The organism is Dietzia sp. E1 (assembly GCF_014145015.1).
Lineage (GTDB): Bacteria > Actinomycetota > Actinomycetes > Mycobacteriales > Mycobacteriaceae > Dietzia > Dietzia cinnamea_A.
The window spans coordinates 1-15,858 of sequence record NZ_JAALDU010000049.1 but is presented as its reverse complement, the minus strand read 5'-3'; the positions used below and the strand labels follow the sequence as shown (position 1 = coordinate 15,858).

At 64.3% G+C, this 15,858-nt stretch carries 14 protein-coding genes, 2 tRNA genes and 1 pseudogene; 9 read left to right on the top strand and 8 right to left on the bottom strand.

Annotated elements, in window-relative coordinates:
• Positions 1-985 precede the first annotated feature (985 nt).
• The 6 genes from G6030_RS02370 to G6030_RS02345 all read left to right on the top strand — a co-directional run bounded on the left by G6030_RS02370 (position 986) and on the right by G6030_RS02345 (position 6,285).
• Positions 986-1,147, top strand: a complete 162-nt coding sequence (locus tag G6030_RS02370; protein ID WP_182642083.1) for a helix-turn-helix domain-containing protein — start codon at positions 986-988, stop codon at positions 1,145-1,147.
• 21 nt (positions 1,148-1,168) lie between these two features.
• Positions 1,169-1,339 carry a hypothetical protein gene (locus G6030_RS02365; RefSeq protein WP_182642082.1) on the top strand — a complete coding sequence of 57 codons (171 nt, stop codon included), beginning with the start codon at positions 1,169-1,171 and terminating at the stop codon, positions 1,337-1,339.
• A complete protein-coding gene (locus G6030_RS02360) occupies positions 1,320-2,402 on the top strand; it encodes a hypothetical protein (RefSeq protein ID WP_182642081.1) in 1,083 nt (360 codons plus the stop codon). The genes G6030_RS02365 and G6030_RS02360 overlap by 20 nt, the downstream gene beginning before the upstream one ends.
• A 1,247-nt stretch (positions 2,403-3,649) precedes the next feature.
• A complete protein-coding gene (locus tag G6030_RS02355) occupies positions 3,650-4,000 on the top strand; it encodes a hypothetical protein (RefSeq protein ID WP_182642080.1) in 351 nt (116 codons plus the stop codon).
• Positions 4,001-4,746: 746 nt separating this feature from the next.
• A complete protein-coding gene (locus tag G6030_RS02350; protein ID WP_182642079.1) occupies positions 4,747-5,565 on the top strand; it encodes a hypothetical protein in 819 nt (272 codons plus the stop codon).
• 357 nt (positions 5,566-5,922) lie between these two features.
• Positions 5,923-6,285: a hypothetical protein gene (locus G6030_RS02345; RefSeq protein ID WP_182642078.1), complete on the top strand. Its 363-nt coding sequence runs from the start codon at positions 5,923-5,925 to the stop codon at positions 6,283-6,285.
• A gap of 1,568 nt (positions 6,286-7,853) precedes the next feature.
• Here G6030_RS02345 and G6030_RS02340 read toward each other — a convergent pair.
• From G6030_RS02340 to G6030_RS02320, 5 genes are all read right to left on the bottom strand, one after another.
• A complete protein-coding gene (locus G6030_RS02340) occupies positions 7,854-8,036 on the bottom strand; it encodes a hypothetical protein (RefSeq protein ID WP_182642077.1) in 183 nt (60 codons plus the stop codon).
• Between the two features lie 329 nt (positions 8,037-8,365).
• Positions 8,366-9,244, bottom strand: coding sequence for an alpha/beta fold hydrolase (locus tag G6030_RS02335; protein ID WP_241724106.1), 879 nt, complete (start codon positions 9,242-9,244; stop codon positions 8,366-8,368).
• A gap of 263 nt (positions 9,245-9,507) precedes the next feature.
• Positions 9,508-10,056, bottom strand: a complete 549-nt coding sequence (locus G6030_RS02330) for a hypothetical protein (RefSeq protein WP_182642076.1) — start codon at positions 10,054-10,056, stop codon at positions 9,508-9,510.
• 95 nt (positions 10,057-10,151) lie between these two features.
• A complete protein-coding gene (locus tag G6030_RS02325) occupies positions 10,152-11,897 on the bottom strand; it encodes a 5'-nucleotidase C-terminal domain-containing protein (RefSeq protein ID WP_347238551.1) in 1,746 nt (581 codons plus the stop codon).
• Positions 11,898-12,015: 118 nt separating this feature from the next.
• On the bottom strand, positions 12,016-13,080 hold the full coding sequence (locus G6030_RS02320; protein ID WP_063972279.1) for a histidinol-phosphate transaminase: 1,065 nt from the start codon (positions 13,078-13,080) through the stop codon (positions 12,016-12,018).
• Between the two features lie 104 nt (positions 13,081-13,184).
• On the opposite strand from G6030_RS02320, the gene G6030_RS02315 reads away from it, so the two are divergent.
• Together G6030_RS02315 and G6030_RS02310 are read left to right on the top strand one after the other, a co-directional pair.
• Positions 13,185-13,276 (top strand) — tRNA-Ser (locus tag G6030_RS02315).
• 52 nt (positions 13,277-13,328) lie between these two features.
• Positions 13,329-13,401: transfer RNA gene (locus tag G6030_RS02310), tRNA-Arg, on the top strand.
• A 125-nt stretch (positions 13,402-13,526) separates the two neighbouring features.
• Here the strand turns inward: G6030_RS02310 and G6030_RS02305 are convergent.
• The 3 genes from G6030_RS02305 to G6030_RS02295 form a co-directional block, all read right to left on the bottom strand.
• Entirely contained in the window at positions 13,527-13,706 is a 180-nt protein-coding gene (locus G6030_RS02305; RefSeq protein ID WP_063972278.1) for a hypothetical protein, read from the bottom strand.
• Positions 13,707-14,016: 310 nt separating this feature from the next.
• Positions 14,017-15,006 (bottom strand): hypothetical protein, encoded by a 990-nt coding sequence (locus G6030_RS02300; protein ID WP_182642075.1) that lies wholly within the window; start codon positions 15,004-15,006, stop codon positions 14,017-14,019.
• A complete protein-coding gene (locus G6030_RS02295; protein WP_063972276.1) occupies positions 15,006-15,350 on the bottom strand; it encodes a PadR family transcriptional regulator in 345 nt (114 codons plus the stop codon). Before G6030_RS02295 ends, G6030_RS02300 begins: the two co-directional genes overlap by 1 nt.
• Positions 15,351-15,627: 277 nt before the next feature.
• Here G6030_RS02295 and G6030_RS16260 point away from each other — a divergent pair.
• A pseudogene (locus G6030_RS16260) lies at positions 15,628-15,858 on the top strand (HNH endonuclease); the annotation flags it as partial.

Here is a 15,858-nt window from a genome sequence, read left to right as displayed (position 1 = left end):
GGGGGGGGGGGACAAATGTCCTCCCCTGATGAAGTACTAAGTCGGAGTCTAATGGGCACATTGCCCATTACGAGGGCCGGGGACACCGTTGAGGAAAGTTTGCCTCAACGGGAATCTGCGGAAATTTTGCCGGAGGTTTCGCCCGACACGGGACGGCGCAAGGAATCGGTTGATGAGGCCGGTGACTTGTTCAATGTGTCGGGCCGCACCGTACGAGACGCCCAGAAGCCCCGTATTGGTGCCTAGATCGCTTTCTAAGCGACTTTGAGCCTTTTCCTATGCCCAAGTATGGGTAGGGCTGGTTGGACCCCTTAAATCGCTACAGTGGAGGCGCTAATGCAAACGTTCGGGACCGGGATGAGATTCCGGAGTGAAATCGGAACACGGTGGCCGGAACAGTGTGAGCTGGAACAGGGTGAAGCTGTGTCACAGGGTTTAGACCCTCTGCACTTATGCGAGGTTCCCCCGGAGATATATCCGGCACGGGAGAAGCTGGCCTCGAAGTGGGTCGGGCTAACGCATGGGGCGGTTCTAGTCCCAGTGGCGAAGGCACCGGCAAAGAAAGCCCCGGCTAAGAGGGCGCGCAAACGCGCAGCCTGAGTTACGTGACAATCGAATAGTTTCCCGAGGTCGATCCTGTTTCGGTATGCCGTAGAATCGAAAGGGAGAAGGGTTTAGGGCAGGGGAGCGACAAGACTTGTTAACCCCGTGCTTTATACTGATCGTGTGAGGATATGGCAGGTTCGGCAATCCTCGCACAGTCACTCTTGATGACGCCCATGATAGGCTTAGACAGGTGGAAGCGACAATGAGTGTCCACCAAGGGTATATGATAAGTGAAACGGCCTTTTGAACCGCAGGGTGATCTAGTGGCGTTTGCTATACTGTCTTTAGATGAAAAATAGGGCGAAGTAGCCCGATCCATATACGAGACCCCCGCAGGCATAGCGCCCGTGGGGGTTTCGTCGTTCCCGGAAGGTTCCATATGTACACAATCCCCGAGGTCGCTGACCTCCTGCGCATTTCAACTGTTCATGTCCGCGAGTTGATCCGAGAGGGCCGCATCAAGGCGGTAACGCTCTCCCCGAAGGTCACCAGGATTCCCCGGGCCGAGATTGACCGACTCATCGGCACCGAATCCAGCTAAACCAACACACCAGGAGAAGCCATGACCAAGCCCCGCCCCTACATCGACACACGTTGGTCAGCAGGGCACGCCCGCCGAGTTCACAAAATCGGCATGGAGGGCACCACGAAATACATTCTCGTCAATGACGACGAGTTGCGCGACCTTATCCGCATGAGTCAGGAGACTTTACATGGCCACGAATCAGCCTGACGGCAAGCTGCCGATCCTCAAATGGCGAAACGCGCTGTTGTTCTCAGGGAAGATGGGGCCGAAACCAATAGTTCGGGCGACACTGGTGACCCTTGCGGCACGGGCCGACAACACCACCCTGACGTTCTTCATGGGAGTTGACGAGTTATCGCACATCATGGGAACCGGCTACAGCACAGCGGAGAAGCACCTACAGAGGGCGCTGGAATCCGGGTGGGTGGAGCAGACCAGCCGGGGAGGTAGTTTCGGCAAGGTCTCCAGTTTCAGGTTGACGTTTGGGGCTACTGAGAACCCGGAGGGGATCATTCCCCCACCGCCGAAGAGGACGCCCTTACCCGCCAAATCCGAGGGGAATCCCCGCGAAGTTGACGGTTCGGATTCGGTTTCGGATACAGGGCAAGATGGGAACCCCTCAGAAGTGAGGGATGGAACCCCTCAGAACCGAGGGATGGAACCCCTCAAAAGTGAGGGACCAACTACTAATCAACTACTCCAAACTACTCCAAAGATATCTCCCCCGCCGGAGCCGGGGATCAGAGTAGAGACACCGCTGCCACTCGACTGGCAACCGAATCACACCCACGACCATATGCTTGAAAGATTGGGCATTGACAAGAAGTGGGCGGTTGCCGAGTTCATCTGCCGACTGGGGGACTTGAAGCGGAGTGACTGGAATGGCACCTTCGGCGCTTTCATCAATGCCGTGGATGAAGGGAGGGATGATGTGCTGTTCCCGTATCCGGATGACTACTGGGATGACGAGCTGGGGGAGTATCGGGAGTCTCCGCGAGATGTAGGGGACACCATTTCTGTCCCTGCCCCTGTTACCGAGTCGCCCGAACGTACGCCCACCGTGGAGGATGAACCGTTGCCGATTACCTATCAGCGCCCCGAGTGGTTGACACCCGCCCAGGAGAGGACCGCGCGTGCTCTGTCAGGGCATCCGACCGATGATGAGTTAGCCCAGGCGCTAATGACTTACCTCTCTCAATGCCAGTCATCGGGCAGGGCACCGAATGGTGACGAGTTCCCTATGGTGGCACAGAAGCATATTCGCGGATAGTTCACATAATCTTGCGCAGCGATTGACTGCGCTTCTATGCCGGGGTGGTTCCGTCCCTCTTACCCCTTGGGGCGGGGCCACCCCTTATTACTTGGCGTGCTTGTTTCTAAGCCCCTAAACCGCTGGACCCATACAAACACCCGCCGGAGTCCTGCAAAGCCGCCACAGCGAAACACACACAGCAATACGGGCCTCTCTAGCCCGATCACACAAACCCCCGCCGAAATCGAGTGGCGGTTCGTCACATTTTGAAAGGTTACATCGTGAACGACTTTGATCCCGGTATGCCCCATTCCTGCCGGTGCGGTCGGAGGTGGGACAAGCTCCGAACCTGTCACTGTGTCGTGTGCCATTCGAGCTTCACAGCCATTACCGGATTCGACCGGCACCGCCGAGACGGAAAGTGCCTAGACCCGGCAACAGTCGGACTCGTGGACGCTAACCGCACCTACTCCTGTTGGGGCTGGCCGGGACGGAACACCACTTTTGACGGGCGGAGAAAGGCTTCCCCTACTTCCACCCTCACTTGAGTCTGTAAACGCGCGAGAGCGAAACCCCCGCAGCATTACGACCCCTTCCCGAGAGGAACACCGCATGAGTCGAATCCGAACCCCAGAGATTGACCCCACCATCGTCTACAGCGACTCCCACGAGATAGCCGAAATCGCTTCCGAGTTTCGGGAGTTCCTACGTCGGATGCACCGGGACGGACGAACCACACGGGCAGAGCACCGGGAAGCCCTAACCCTCCTAGTCGATCTAGAGGTCATCGTGGACGGTCTGACTGGTCATGCCGGGGCCATTCTGGACAACCGCGGATAACCCTAATCGCGTTTCTAAGCGTTTAGAACGCCAAGCCCTAACCCACCTATAGGCCACACCATTTAAAGCCCTCAGGGAGCCACCTGGGGGCCTTTACGCACCCCTTGGAGAGGTCATGCACCCCTGTTGGCTGAAAACGGACACCACACAAGCCCATTCTTGGGGCAGAGAGGCAACAACATGTCAAACGATCCCTTCCGATTTCTCGCCCCAGACGGCAAACGAAACGACCTTGACGAACCCGAACACACCGAATCAAACCGCCCCACAATCAAAGACGTTACACACTTCAAAGCCAGCGTGAGTAACGGGCGAATGCGGTTAATCGGTTTCGGCAAATACCAGTCACTAGAAATGCGCTTGACTCACGAGCAGGCAACCGCGCTAAACATATTCCTAAACCGTCGCCTTTTGGAGACGTGGGAATGAACCGGATCACCGCAACCGGAGTAGCCACCACAAACGGCAACGTAGAAATCGCCACCCGCGACCGCAACGGACAACACGCAGCAATCATCCTCACACCCGCAGAAGCCGCAACCCTCGCAAACGCCATAGCCATATCCGCAGTAGACGCAGGCGTAGACGAACCCCTAATCGCGCTACGCAACATCTACCGCACAACCGAGGTTGAAGGGGCAATCACTAAGCGCGGTAACGCTCGCCTGGACTGGTGCAGAGAAGGCCATCATCACCGGCTCGTCATCGGCAATGAGCGCGTGAGGGATATAGCTGACATGTTGCACGATTTGGCAGACCAACTGGAGGACAAATGAAGATCACCACGACCACGGCTAGATGGTTCGTAAGCCCTTCACGGGGCGGAATCTGCCTAACAATCAACGGCACCGAATACCTAATGAGTCTTGACGAGACCGACAATCTCGCTGAGTGCCTTGACGAAGCCGCAATGTTCGCTAAAGCGCAAAAGAGTCAGTCGGTGTGAGCCTACTTAATGGCGCTTCCCATATAGCGCCCCACCGAGACTATCGAGACGATTTCGCAGCACGACTTATTAGGGACTCTGTGACACCATACCGCGCGTACCCGGCCCGCATAGATGACGCCATGAAGCTGGTCTATCGAGAGTTGGGGCTATGGATCGAAAACATGCCCAAACCCGGAGACCTACCGGAATGGAAATCGTTCCTGCCACGAGCACGAGCCGAATGGGTGCCACACCTACAAGCCCGAATGGATCGGCTACAGACCGCCGACGACCACGACATAGCCCGAATCGCAGACCCCATAACCGGGGCGGCTCACGTCCACGGACTCTTACGTGTTTCAGGGCTAAGCGTGGCAGCGGCACAGGTCGCTACCTACTGTGATCCCGGAGAAGCGACCCCCGAGACTATTCGGGAGATAATCGCCAATAACCGACATTCCCCAACCGGAACGCTTGTCCGATTAACACGGGGACAATACCCAGGGGCAAAAGCAGCCCCCGCAAACCTTGACTACGACACACGACGCTTTGCCATTCTCAGCGCATTCGTCACTAACCCCTGAAAGGGACATTATGAGCAATCACACCACCAGCATCGAGAAGGCTTTCAACGCCGCAAACACCGCACTCGGCACAAGCCCCAACTATCCCAAGCCGGTAGCAGACACACTCAAGCGCCGAGACGCAGCCGCCGAACTCATGGAATACAAGCCCATGAACGTCGCCCACGAACTCGCAGCCGCGCCTAACCCGCGCCAGTGGCCCTCAATCCTTGACCAGTGTGCTGCACACAACGCACGAGCAGAGCAAGCCCAGGCCGCAATCCGGGGCGGACTTCTCTCCAGCGCCACGGCACAGCTTGACCACCAGTTCAAGGCATACGTTGCCGAGTACACCACCAGCGTGTACAAGGCTGTGGAAGCACACCTGAACGCCCTGACAGAGGCGGCGCAGGATTGCCCAACCACTAACGCAGAAGCCGCAATCAATGGCGGATATGGCGCGCAGCTCACCGAGTTCCACACCCACGCGCGGACCATCGTCACCTACACAGGCGTCGGCACAGTCACAGCACCGGGACAGCGGCCAGCACAGGCAGCACGAGCACTCAGCCTCATTGTCGATCCGGGCACAGTGAACGTCATTAAGCGCACCCCGGCGTCACGCTGGAATGAAGGCGGGGAACTCCGATCCCCCGAGGCAGACATTCGACGCCGAGACATTACGCGCGGACTCCTGACGGATTGGATCAAGAATCCCACCGAAACCCTTAGGCGACTCGGACGGGATGAGTACCAGGGGTTCAGCCTCTCACCGGCAACGGCAGACACGTACGCCGACCGCGTGACTCAGTTCGAGAACTCGGACCGCATCGAGCGCGTGACCGACTAAGGCTGACCTAAGTTAGGGTGCCCTATTCGCATGGGTGTTCGGGGTGGGGGGGTTGGCCCCTCCCCGCCCCGCCCCCGCCCTCGGGCGTCAATGGGGCAAAGCAACGATGCGGAGTTCAGACCTGAGATGTCCATTAGGGGAGTGTCGCCTGATTTGGCGGAAATGGTGCTTGACGTGCAACGATACGTGTTTGTGTGGGTGTGCGCAAGGGCGTTCGGGAGTGTTATAGGCGGTGCTTATCGGTACGCGGATGCTTATTAGTGTAGTGAAACAGTATGGTTTTGGAAGGGGTTCCAGATGGGGCGGAGACGTAAATCGCCCGGTGATCGGGCTGTAGAAGAGTTGAAAGAGGCTTTGGTGGAACGCCTGGGGGTCGGGAGTGTCGCTGACCTTTCGCTTGATCCGGATGAGCGTCGGCGTATTGAGCTGTACAGGGCCACGGTCGATGAGATTGATGTTTTGGAACGGGCGTGGGAAGCCGAGAAGGCTGACGGGCGTTTGATGGTTCGTGGGTCGCGCAATCAGGATGTGATGAATCCGCTTGTGGGTGAGATTCGGGCGCAGCGTGCGTTTCTGGATCGTCTGCTGGGTGGCTTCCGGTGGCAGGCGTCGTCGGGCATGTCGGCGTCAGAGCGTGGGCAACGTGCGGCTAATGCAAGGCACAATCCGAGTCCGGCTGACATTATGGCGAAGGCTCAGGAGCGGTGGTCGAATATGTAGCCCTAGAGGGCCGTTTCCCGTTGGCGGTGTTGGCCTGTGGGGCGTTTTCAGCGGCCCGGAGGGGTAATGTATAGGTAGGAGTTTTCTAGGCCCTCAGATTCTTACCCCAGTAGCGTTAATGCCGCCCCGGTAGCCCGTCATGGGTTACTGGGGCGGCTTTCGTCATTTGTTGGGCGAATTAGGTTTGGGCATCGGCTTCCGCGTAGCTAAGTGGGTCAAGCCCGGAGCGGGGAACGGGAGGCCCCCGAAAACTGGTGCAAACGCACCAGTTTCCGACGATGAGCGACGGCGGGGAGGGGAAACCTCGGCGAATGACGAACTTCCAAAGTGTTGTAATTTGCCGAACGGCGAATAAACATCGGAACGAACGCGCCGAAGTCAAGCCCGAGCAACTGTCGCGAGTGAGACAGTTCCCGCCGTAGATCGGTGCGAACGAGCATTGGACGAACATCCAATGGAAAAATTACCATAAGCGCGTTTGCCAAGAAGGCGGGCGTGAGCAATCATCGCATTGCCCGTTACTTGCGCGCCTGGGATGCCGCTGCAAACGGCCCAATTAAAGTGTCTTGCCGGGAAAAGGTGGCGCAAACGCGACATCTTCTGACGATGAGCGACGGCAGGGAGGGCAACCTCTCGGCGAACGACGAGAACCGGAAATCGGGGCAAACGGCCCAATTAAAGTGTCTTGCCGGGAAAAGTGTCGTGAACGCGACACTTGTGGGAGCCGGACGAGGACCAACTAGGCGACTGGGGCAGCACTCAGAGAGCCGCAAACCAACCCGCCCATACTTGACCCTAGGAACCGTCTCCCAGGCCCTCACAGGCCACACCGCCCAGCAGGAAACACTATCCAGTGACCTCGCCACCCCTGTTTCGTTGGTGAAGTTAGGTGGAAGGTTGAGAGAGTTGACCCTAGTGGTACAGGTCAACAATCGTGACGAAGTTTCGTCGGAGCCAGCCGGAGCCAAGGCATCGATCATAGACAGGATACGGGCATTACTCGCATTCCCACGGGCCGGGATATTCCACGCGGTGCGCAACAGAAAGTGCTGTTACCTCTGAACTCGTCGGGCCGTCCTTCTATGTAAGCGAGTTGCCCGCGCAGATCGAACGTGACCACCACCCCGTGAAAGGTAGTGAACACGCGGGGACCGTCACCCTCTAACGGTCGGATGCCACGACTGTTAATCGTGCCCGCATTGTTTTCCCACTTGCGGCACAGTGGCGCGTACTATTCGGTTTTTGACAAGCGGGTAGCGCAAACCCACGAATGGGGCGCAAATCAGGAGAGGGCTGTTACCGGCTAAAAGCGGGTCAGCGAGAAGGGGCCACGGGGGCGGCGCGTGATGGTCATGCGGTCCCCCTGCCGATAGTGGTGTGCCCACTTGACGTAGAGGACTCGCCTAGTGTATTGGCGAGGGTGACAGTGGTCGGAACATCGAGAGCGTCTGCGAGGTCACGGGAAGCCAAAGCGAGGGCTAGACCCAACGCCGGATCACGGGGCATCACCCCGAGGGCGGTACGCGCCAGGAACGCGGACACGACCGTTGCACGAGCCTCCAGGGCGCTCACGATGCGTCCTCGGTGACGTGGTGACCCTCTGCCCTCAACGACGCCCGCAGGCGCTCAGCGGCACGACGAAGGTTGTCCGCCATGACGGGATCAACGTCCGCGAGAACATCGGCACACCGGTTCAGGTCGCAGGCGGTGAGGTCGGCTTCATCCGCGAGGGAGAACACATCGTTGTTCATGCTCCGACCGCCCAAGCGACAACAGGCCCCCACACGGGGACGGCGATGACGAGCACGGCGACTAGTTCAACCGCGATGGGATGGACCCGCCGACGACGGGCGGATAGAGTAGGCGTAACGGCCATGACAGATGCACCTGTTCTGGTCTAGACCCTCGTAGGCGCTGGAACGCTTACGGGGGTCGCTTTGTCTCAGCGCACCCACCCCGATAAGACACGGGGCAGACATTAGCGCCAAGGGGCTACGGTTTATAGCCTCTGACCAGCACAGATCGTGCTATCTAGTTAATCCCTCCACTTCCGCACAGGGCCCGGCTCTCGAGGGCCGGGTCAGGCGGTGGTCTCGCGCAGATCGGACGCCGAGACGTAGCGGATGATCTCGAGGACTCGCGTGTAGGAGCGGGACTTGCCCGACACGATCGAGGTGTGGTCCTCGTCCTCGAACATGACGATCTTGGCCCTGCCACCCCGACGATTGACCTCGTCCACGTAGCGCTGGGAGTTCTCCGGCGCCACGGTGACGTCCTGCCTGCCGTGCAGCGCGATCACCGGGGTCCCCGTGTCGATGTTCTGGATGGGATCCACCGATGCGTAGCGGCTCGACACCTCGTCGGGTGTGCCCCCGAGCACGGTGACGATCCTGCCGTCCCCGTGGGTGGCCCCGTAGGTCATGTCCAGCGGCCCGGCGATCGAGATGGCGCGGGTGGGGCGGAAGCTGGGCTTGGAACCCACCTCCCCGTCCTCGAGCCGGTGTCGGGTCGCGGCCCAGACGGCGAGTTGTGCGCCGGCTCCGTGGCCCACCACCACCTCGTCGTCCGTGGTGATCTGCGGGAACCTTCTGTCGACCTCGGTGAGGTGGTCGAGCGCGTCGGCCACGTCGCGGAAGGTGATGGGCCAGCCGCCGCCCGACCCGATGTGTCGGTACTCGATGTTGTAGACCGCCATCCCGCGGCTGGCGAGATCGCGGGCCAGGTGATCGAACGAGCCCGCCCCGCTCTCCTTGTGCCAGGCCCCACCGTGGATGAGCACGGCCAGTGGGATGGAGTCGACCTTCTGGTCCCCTGCCGGGAGGTAGAGGTCGGCCCAGTTGAGCTCCGGGTCGGGAGCGGGGTAGCGGGTGGGGTACTCGAAGCGCTGCACCGTCACCTCGTCCAGCCGCACCGGGCCGGCGTACGTCGGTTCGACCGCGGGGGCCGCGCTCGTCGTCATGCATCCCGCGAGGAACAGCGAGCCGACCGTCAGGGCCGCGCCGAGCACGGCCGACCGTCTGTGCCTGCTGGGATCTCGTCCTGACATGGTGCCCGCTTCCTCAGGAGTAAATAAGGCTGGAAATCCTTTTTCTCCATGTGGACACGTCAGCGAAGCGCGGAGGTGTGGCCGGAAGTTCGGAGAGTGAAGCCCATCTTACAAATTTTCGGAGGATTTCGGTGTTCCGGGTGTCCCCGAGTTCGTCCACGCCGGGTCACGGCGTGTCAGCGCCCGCCCGCCCGGAGTTCGTCCCCTCCCGTCGCGGCCTCGTCCTCCGCGACGGCACCCTCGGCTCCGGGCAGGCCCGCGCCGACCCCGCCGACGTCGGTGATCGTCCAGTCGGAGGCGCGGTCCATGGTGACCGTGTAAGTGGCGGTCGCCGCGACGCCCTCCGGGGTCTGCTTGCTCCGGGACGTCATGTCCACGAAGACCTGGACGACGAACGTGTCCCCGTCGGTCTCCGAGACCTCCGCGGCGAGCAGGCGTGCGGTGGAGGTGTACTCCATCCGCGTCAGCCAGGGGCCCACCACGTCGACGGCCGCCTCGAGCTTGGGGGCGAGCTGATCGCTCACGCCCTCGGAGAGGGCGTCGCGCCATCCGTCGAGATCCTCGTAGTCGACAGCGGAGACCGCCATCGCGTACTCGGAGGCCGCCTCCTCGGCCGCCTCCTCGGTGTCGAGCCGCCCCTGTAGCCGTGCGAGCTGCTCGTCCGAGTCGTCGGTGGCCCAGAGGGTGGCGAAGACGGCCGCGGCCACGAGCGCCACGACGGCCACGACCGCGAGGACGCGCGTCGATCGCCACCACGGCTTGATCCGGGCGCTCTCCAGGGCTACCCCAGTGCGCTGAATCGGGTGTGCGACCTCGGGTGTCAGTCGATCACGCGGACGCGGCCGGGCTCGGGCGCCCGCAGCGGGCCCTCGTCGGTCGCGTAGCGGATCACCGCGTCGAGATCCGTCAGGCCGGCCTCTCGGCGGTCCCCGCGCTCGGCCAACACCGAGCCGCCCCACTCCGGGGAGGAGAGGAACTCGCTCACCACGACGGTGTACTCCCGCCGGGGATCGATCGGCTCGTCGTCGACCTCTATCTCCGTCACCCGGTCGCCCGCGGGGCGCCCGGCGTCGACGGTGTAGCGCACGTTGGCCGACACCGCAGGGCCGTTGCGGCCGATGTCGTCGGCGAAGTGGTTGAAGGCGGCGCGGAGTTCCTCGCCGGTGACGGTGACCAGGTACAGGCGGTCGCCGTAGGGCTGCACGGTGTGCAGGGTGGCGTAGTCGAGCGGGCCCGCGGGCAGATCGGTGCGCAGCGAGTCGGGGTTGGACACGGCGAGCTGCGCGCCCCGGCCGCGGGTGGCGGAGAGCTGCGCATCGGCGATGAGGTCGGCCAGCGGGGACTCCCCGTCGGCGTTCATGGCCCGGCCGATGGTCTCGTCGGCGGTGCCGATGACCTCGCGGGCCTCGGGCGCCGCGGCGGCCTGTGCCTGGCGGACGAGTTCCTCGGTCCCGGGGTCGGGCTCGATATCCAGGTTGACCGTCTGGTTGAACGCCGAGGTCTGCGGGCGGACCACGTCTCCGGTGGCGGTGTCGACGGCGAGGTCGACGACCGTGACCGACCGGCCGTGGGACGCCGGCGCCACGACGATCCGCTCGTCGTTCTCCGAGTCGAAGACGCGGCACGTGGCCGGGCCCCCGGAGGCGCCGACGATGAGGGCGTCGACGGCCGGGTTGAGGTCCTCGACCAGTTCGAGGTCGGTGAGGGCCTCGGGGCACGAGCCGGGGTCGAGGTTGCCGTGGGCCGTATCGGACTGGACCAGGGCGACGATCGTCTCGACGCCGAGGAACCGCAGCGACTCGACGGTCTCATCGATCGCCCGGAAGGGGTCCGCCAGGCGGGTCGTGGTCTCGGGGACGGACTCGGACGGCGCGGTGACCGCCACGACCCCCACCCGGACGTCGCCGACGCGGTGGATGGCGAACGGGAACGTCGGGGCCGCGTCGTGCGACGGGATCACGTTAGAGGCCAGGAACGGGAAGGCCGCACCGCGGAAGGACGGCAGGGGCGGGTCGACCCGACAGTCCTCCTCCGTGAGGCAACCCGGCTTGACCAGTGAGCGGATGTGGTCGGCGCTCTTCTCCAGCTCGCGCCGGCCGATGCCGGCCCCGTCCACGCCGAGCCGGTTGAAGAACTCGACGGTCGGACGGTCGCCCAGGAGCGCGGCCTCGGGCGCGGTCCCGCCGATCGAGTCGCCCGTGGCGAGCAACAGCGTGTTCTCGGCCTGGGCGCGGAGCTTGCCGATGGTGGCGGCGAGGTGGGGCCCGCCGCCGGCCGGTCGGACGTTCCCGGAGCCGTCCCGCAGCTCGCCCTGGAAGCCGACGGGACGGGAGAGCGCGCCGGAGAACTCGCCGATCCCGAGGACCCGCACGGTCGTGGTCTCGGCGGCGGGGCTCCACGGACGCCCGGTCTCGCTGGTCCGGGCGTCGACACCCGGTACGGCGACCAGCGCGGACACGAGGGGCGCGAGGGCGAGGGGGATCAGCGCCCGGAGGGCGGGGCGTCGGGACCCGGGCGTGGGTGGGGCTGCGGGACTCGCCTCACGGCGGGGACCTCGCAGCTGCACACCGACTCCTGGGGGATCGTGACCCGCGGCTCTCGCGGGACGGGCGCGACGACCGGGGCGTCGCATCCAAACCCGACCCATCGTGCCGCCGCGAGGTCACGGGACCCCGCCGGACGCATCACATTCCGGTCACGAATTCTCGGGCGGCGGCGAGGAAGCGGTCGTTCTCGTCACGGTCGCCGATCGTCACTCGCACCCCGTCGCCGGCGAAGCACCGAGTGACGACGCGGTGGTCGCGGCAGTGTGCGTCGAAGTCGGACGCGGCCTCCGCGAGCGGGAGCCAGACGAAGTTGGCCTGGGTGTCCGGGACCGCGTGGCCCATGTCGAGCAGCGCGTCGCGCACCCGCGAGCGCTCGGCGACGACCGCGTCGGTGCGTGCGCGGAGTTCGTCCCCGGCCTCCAGGCAGGCGATCGCCGCGGACTGGGCCAGCGAGCTCACGGAGAACGGTACGACCATCTTCGCCACCGGCACCACGAGGTCGACGGGCCCGACGAGGTAGCCGACGCGCAGGCCGGCGAGCCCGTACGCCTTGGAGAAGGTGCGCAAGGAGACCACATTGCGACGGGCCATCACCTCCGCGACACCGTCCACCTTGTCGTCGTCGTCGCCCCTCACGTACTCCACATAGGCCTCGTCCAGCGCCACCGTGACCCGCTCGGGGACACGGTCCAGGAACGCGCGCAGTTCCGCGCGCGGAACGGCCGGCCCCGTGGGGTTGTTGGGGGTGCAGACGAAGATCAGGCGGGTCCGGTCGGTGACGGCCCCCGCGATCGCGTCGAGGTCCAACGACCCGTCGGCGCGGTTCGGGATCGACACGGGCACGGCGTGGGCGATGCGGGAGATGATCGGGTACGCCTCGAAGGAGCGCCAGCCGAAGATCACCTCGTCGCCCGGGGCGCACACCGCCTGGACCAGCTGCTGGCACAGGGCCACCGAGCCGCAGCCGGCGGTGACGTTCTCGGCGCCCACGTCCAGGAAGTCCGCCAGGCGCTCGACGAGTGCGCGGGAGGTGATGTCCGGGTACCGGTTGGCCGCCGCCGCGGCGTCGGCGATCGCCGCGGCCACGCTCGGCAGCGGGCCGGCGGTGGTCTCGTTGGACGCGAGCTTCACGGCGCCGGGCGCGGACGCACCGGGCACGTAGGCGGGGATCGCGTCGAGGTCACTGCGCACGTCGGGGGCCATACCTACAGAGTAGGACCAGCGGTTCTCGGGCCGGTGTCCGGCCGTTTTGCGAACCGGCGGGACGTGTGTGTACTGTAGTTCCTCGTTGGCTCGCAGAGCCTCCAGGAGGCGTGCCAGAGCGGCCGAATGGGACTCACTGCTAATGAGTTGTCCTCCTAAAAGGGGACCGGAGGTTCAAATCCTCTCGCCTCCGCCATGCCGGAAGCCCGGGAGACCGGACGTCTGGCACGACAGAAGAAAATGAATATGCGCCCGTAGCTCAATGGATAGAGCACTTGACTACGGATCAAGAGGTTAGGGGTTCGAGTCCCTTCGGGCGCACAAGTGCAGAAGGCCCCGCCACCGGCAGAGATGCCGGAGGCGGGGTCTTCTCGTCGGCCTCGGTTCGCGATGCCGACGCCTCGCTCGAACGCGCCGCGGGGCTGGCGCTCGCAGACGGCGGAGTGTCAGCCGCCGGTTCCCGGACCCCAGTGGATCGCGGTGAATGCGGCTTCGTACTGCGCGCGGTCGAACAGGAACGGCCCGATCGGCAGCGGACCCCACTCGTGCGTCGCGCTGCGGAACACCGACCAGGCGACGTCTCGGTGTCCGACGTTGACCCGGGCGGTGAGGGGGTGGCAGCCCACTCGCCGCAATCGCAACCCAGCAAGGCCGTCGCGCCCGGATCCGCCCAGTAGTCGACCGGGGATCCCAGATAGTGCTGCGGCCCGCGAACGTCGTGCACAGCCATCGGAAGGTACTCGTTCGGGTCGTCGGGGTTCCCCGCCGATCGCCGGGCCGCCGTCTCGGCGGGCAGGACTAGGTCGAGCAACCGGCGACCGTCGACATACAAATCCACCGAGGGGATGGGCGGGCACGACAGGTGTTCGATCACCACGTCGACGGGTCGCACCGTGAGGATGTTCATGCTCCGAGGGTAGGCGGCCCGGGCCGACGTCAGCGGTCTGCGGCCCGCCGGAACGTCCGCAGGGTCTCGACCTGGTCCCACACCACGATCACCCAGATCGCCGCGACCAGCCCCCACCGGATGGCGGTGGCCGGGCCGCCGTCGCCGTCCGCGGGGACGAGGTCCGGGTGCAGCACGGTCTGCTGGCTCAAAACGAGGGCGGTGAGGAACACGCCGAACACGATGTCGGTGACCATCTCCAGGGCCAGACGGCCGCGCGACCGTCCCGGCCGCGCCAGGCGCCACACCTGGATGAGCGCGAGGACACCGATCAGGACCAGGTAGCTCACGACCCAGCCGGTCGGGATGTCCGGGTTGATCAGCGGCTCGCCCCCGTTGAGGTGGCCGATGTAGAGGAACGTCGACGGGATGAACGGCACACCGGACAGGAGGGCGAGCATCACGAGCGAGACGATCGCGTCGGCACGCGTGTCGGTTCCACTGCCCGGGCGGTCGAGATCGTTCGGATCCCAGGTCGGCGTCCGCGCCAGTGCGTTGCTCGCGCCCTCCGGGGTGGTCCGCTCGATGATCACCACCACGAGCGTCCACGCCGCGAAGGTCCAGAGGAGGGCGGCGGACACGGAGGTGACGAGCTGGGCGATGAGGTCGCCGAGCTGGGGGACAGGCGTCGTGGAGACGTAGAGGATGCCGCCGGCCACCGCGGCGATCGTGCCGACGACGGGCACGAGCCACCGCAGCACGCGAGACCAGACGGGGTAGACGTCGGGCCCGACGAGGTACTGACGCACGCCCGAATACCGACGCGCGAGCTGCGCGGGGTCGCCCAGGCGACGCAGGACCGTGTGCTCGGCGGTGGCGGGATCGATCCGGCCGTCGGGGCCGGGGCCGGTGCCGGCGTCGAGCTCGGCGGCGATCATGTCGTCGATGGTCGCGGCGATCTCCTCCGAGATGTCGCCGCGCTGGCCCTCGGGGAGGTGGCGGACCACCTCGGAGAGGTAGCGATCGGTGAGTCGGGGCATCACGCATCCGCCTTCCGCAGATCGTCGTAGCCGGCGCCCAGTGCCAGCCATTCGGTGTGCAGCCGCTCGGCGGTCTCGGTGCCGAGTGCGGTGGTCTCGTAGTACTTGCGGGGCCGGGGGTCGTCGGTACGCCAGGTCGACGTGAGCAGGCCCTGGCCCTCCAGGCGGCGCAGCAGCGGGTAGAGGGTGTTGGCCTCGGTGACGATGCCGACGTCGGCCAGCGTGGTGAGCAGTCCGTATCCGTACTTCGGCGTCCGGCACGCGATCAGGCTCGCCAACACCACGGACCCCCGCCTGATCTCCTGGAGGTGGGTGCCCTGTACTGCGTCTGCCTCGCCGTCCATGTCTCACACCATAGTGTGTGGCGCACACTATGTAAATGGCGCACACCGTAGCCGTCGCGCGGGGTCGCCCGCGCGGGACCGTGGCATCTCTTCAGGGGGACGTGACGGGGGCGACGACGAGGTCGTCGCTCGCCCACGTGTGCATCTGCTCGGAGCGCGCGCGCGGATCTGCTCCATTCGAACCCTTGTGCGTCCCGCGGCCCGCCGGTATGATCGAACTATAGTTCGACAGCGGTGGTCATTATTCGGTGTGGCGCTCGGCGAGGGGGTGGGGTTGGTGACGACGGCGAGGACGTTGTTCGCGGTCCCTGAGGGTCTGGGCGCGTTGGACATGGCGGCGGTCAGTGAGGCGGCTCGCGCGGCGACGCTGGCGCAGAACCGGGCTGGTGCGACGCGGTTGGAGGCCGCGTATGTGCTGGTCGCGCAGTTCACCCGCGCGGCGCAGACCGAGGACGAGCAGGGGCCTGCGGGGTCTCGGCGGCCGGGGTATGCGCGGTTGGCGCCGGCT

What these genes read in the sequence shown, in the direction of transcription:
- G6030_RS02370 (WP_182642083.1), top strand. Translation starts at nt 986, where the DNA reads ATGTACACAATCCCCGAGGTCGCTGACCTCCTGCGCATTTCAACTGTT.
- G6030_RS02365 (WP_182642082.1), top strand. Translation starts at nt 1,169, where the DNA reads ATGACCAAGCCCCGCCCCTACATCGACACACGTTGGTCAGCAGGGCAC.
- G6030_RS02360 (WP_182642081.1), top strand. Translation starts at nt 1,320, where the DNA reads ATGGCCACGAATCAGCCTGACGGCAAGCTGCCGATCCTCAAATGGCGA.
- G6030_RS02355 (WP_182642080.1), top strand. Translation starts at nt 3,650, where the DNA reads ATGAACCGGATCACCGCAACCGGAGTAGCCACCACAAACGGCAACGTA.
- G6030_RS02350 (WP_182642079.1), top strand. Translation starts at nt 4,747, where the DNA reads ATGAGCAATCACACCACCAGCATCGAGAAGGCTTTCAACGCCGCAAAC.
- G6030_RS02340 (WP_182642077.1), bottom strand. Translation starts at nt 8,036, where the DNA reads ATGAACAACGATGTGTTCTCCCTCGCGGATGAAGCCGACCTCACCGCC.
- G6030_RS02335 (WP_241724106.1), bottom strand. Translation starts at nt 9,244, where the DNA reads ATGACGACGAGCGCGGCCCCCGCGGTCGAACCGACGTACGCCGGCCCG.
- G6030_RS02320 (WP_063972279.1), bottom strand. Translation starts at nt 13,080, where the DNA reads ATGGCCCCCGACGTGCGCAGTGACCTCGACGCGATCCCCGCCTACGTG.
- G6030_RS02300 (WP_182642075.1), bottom strand. Translation starts at nt 15,006, where the DNA reads ATGCCCCGACTCACCGATCGCTACCTCTCCGAGGTGGTCCGCCACCTC.
- G6030_RS02295 (WP_063972276.1), bottom strand. Translation starts at nt 15,350, where the DNA reads ATGGACGGCGAGGCAGACGCAGTACAGGGCACCCACCTCCAGGAGATC.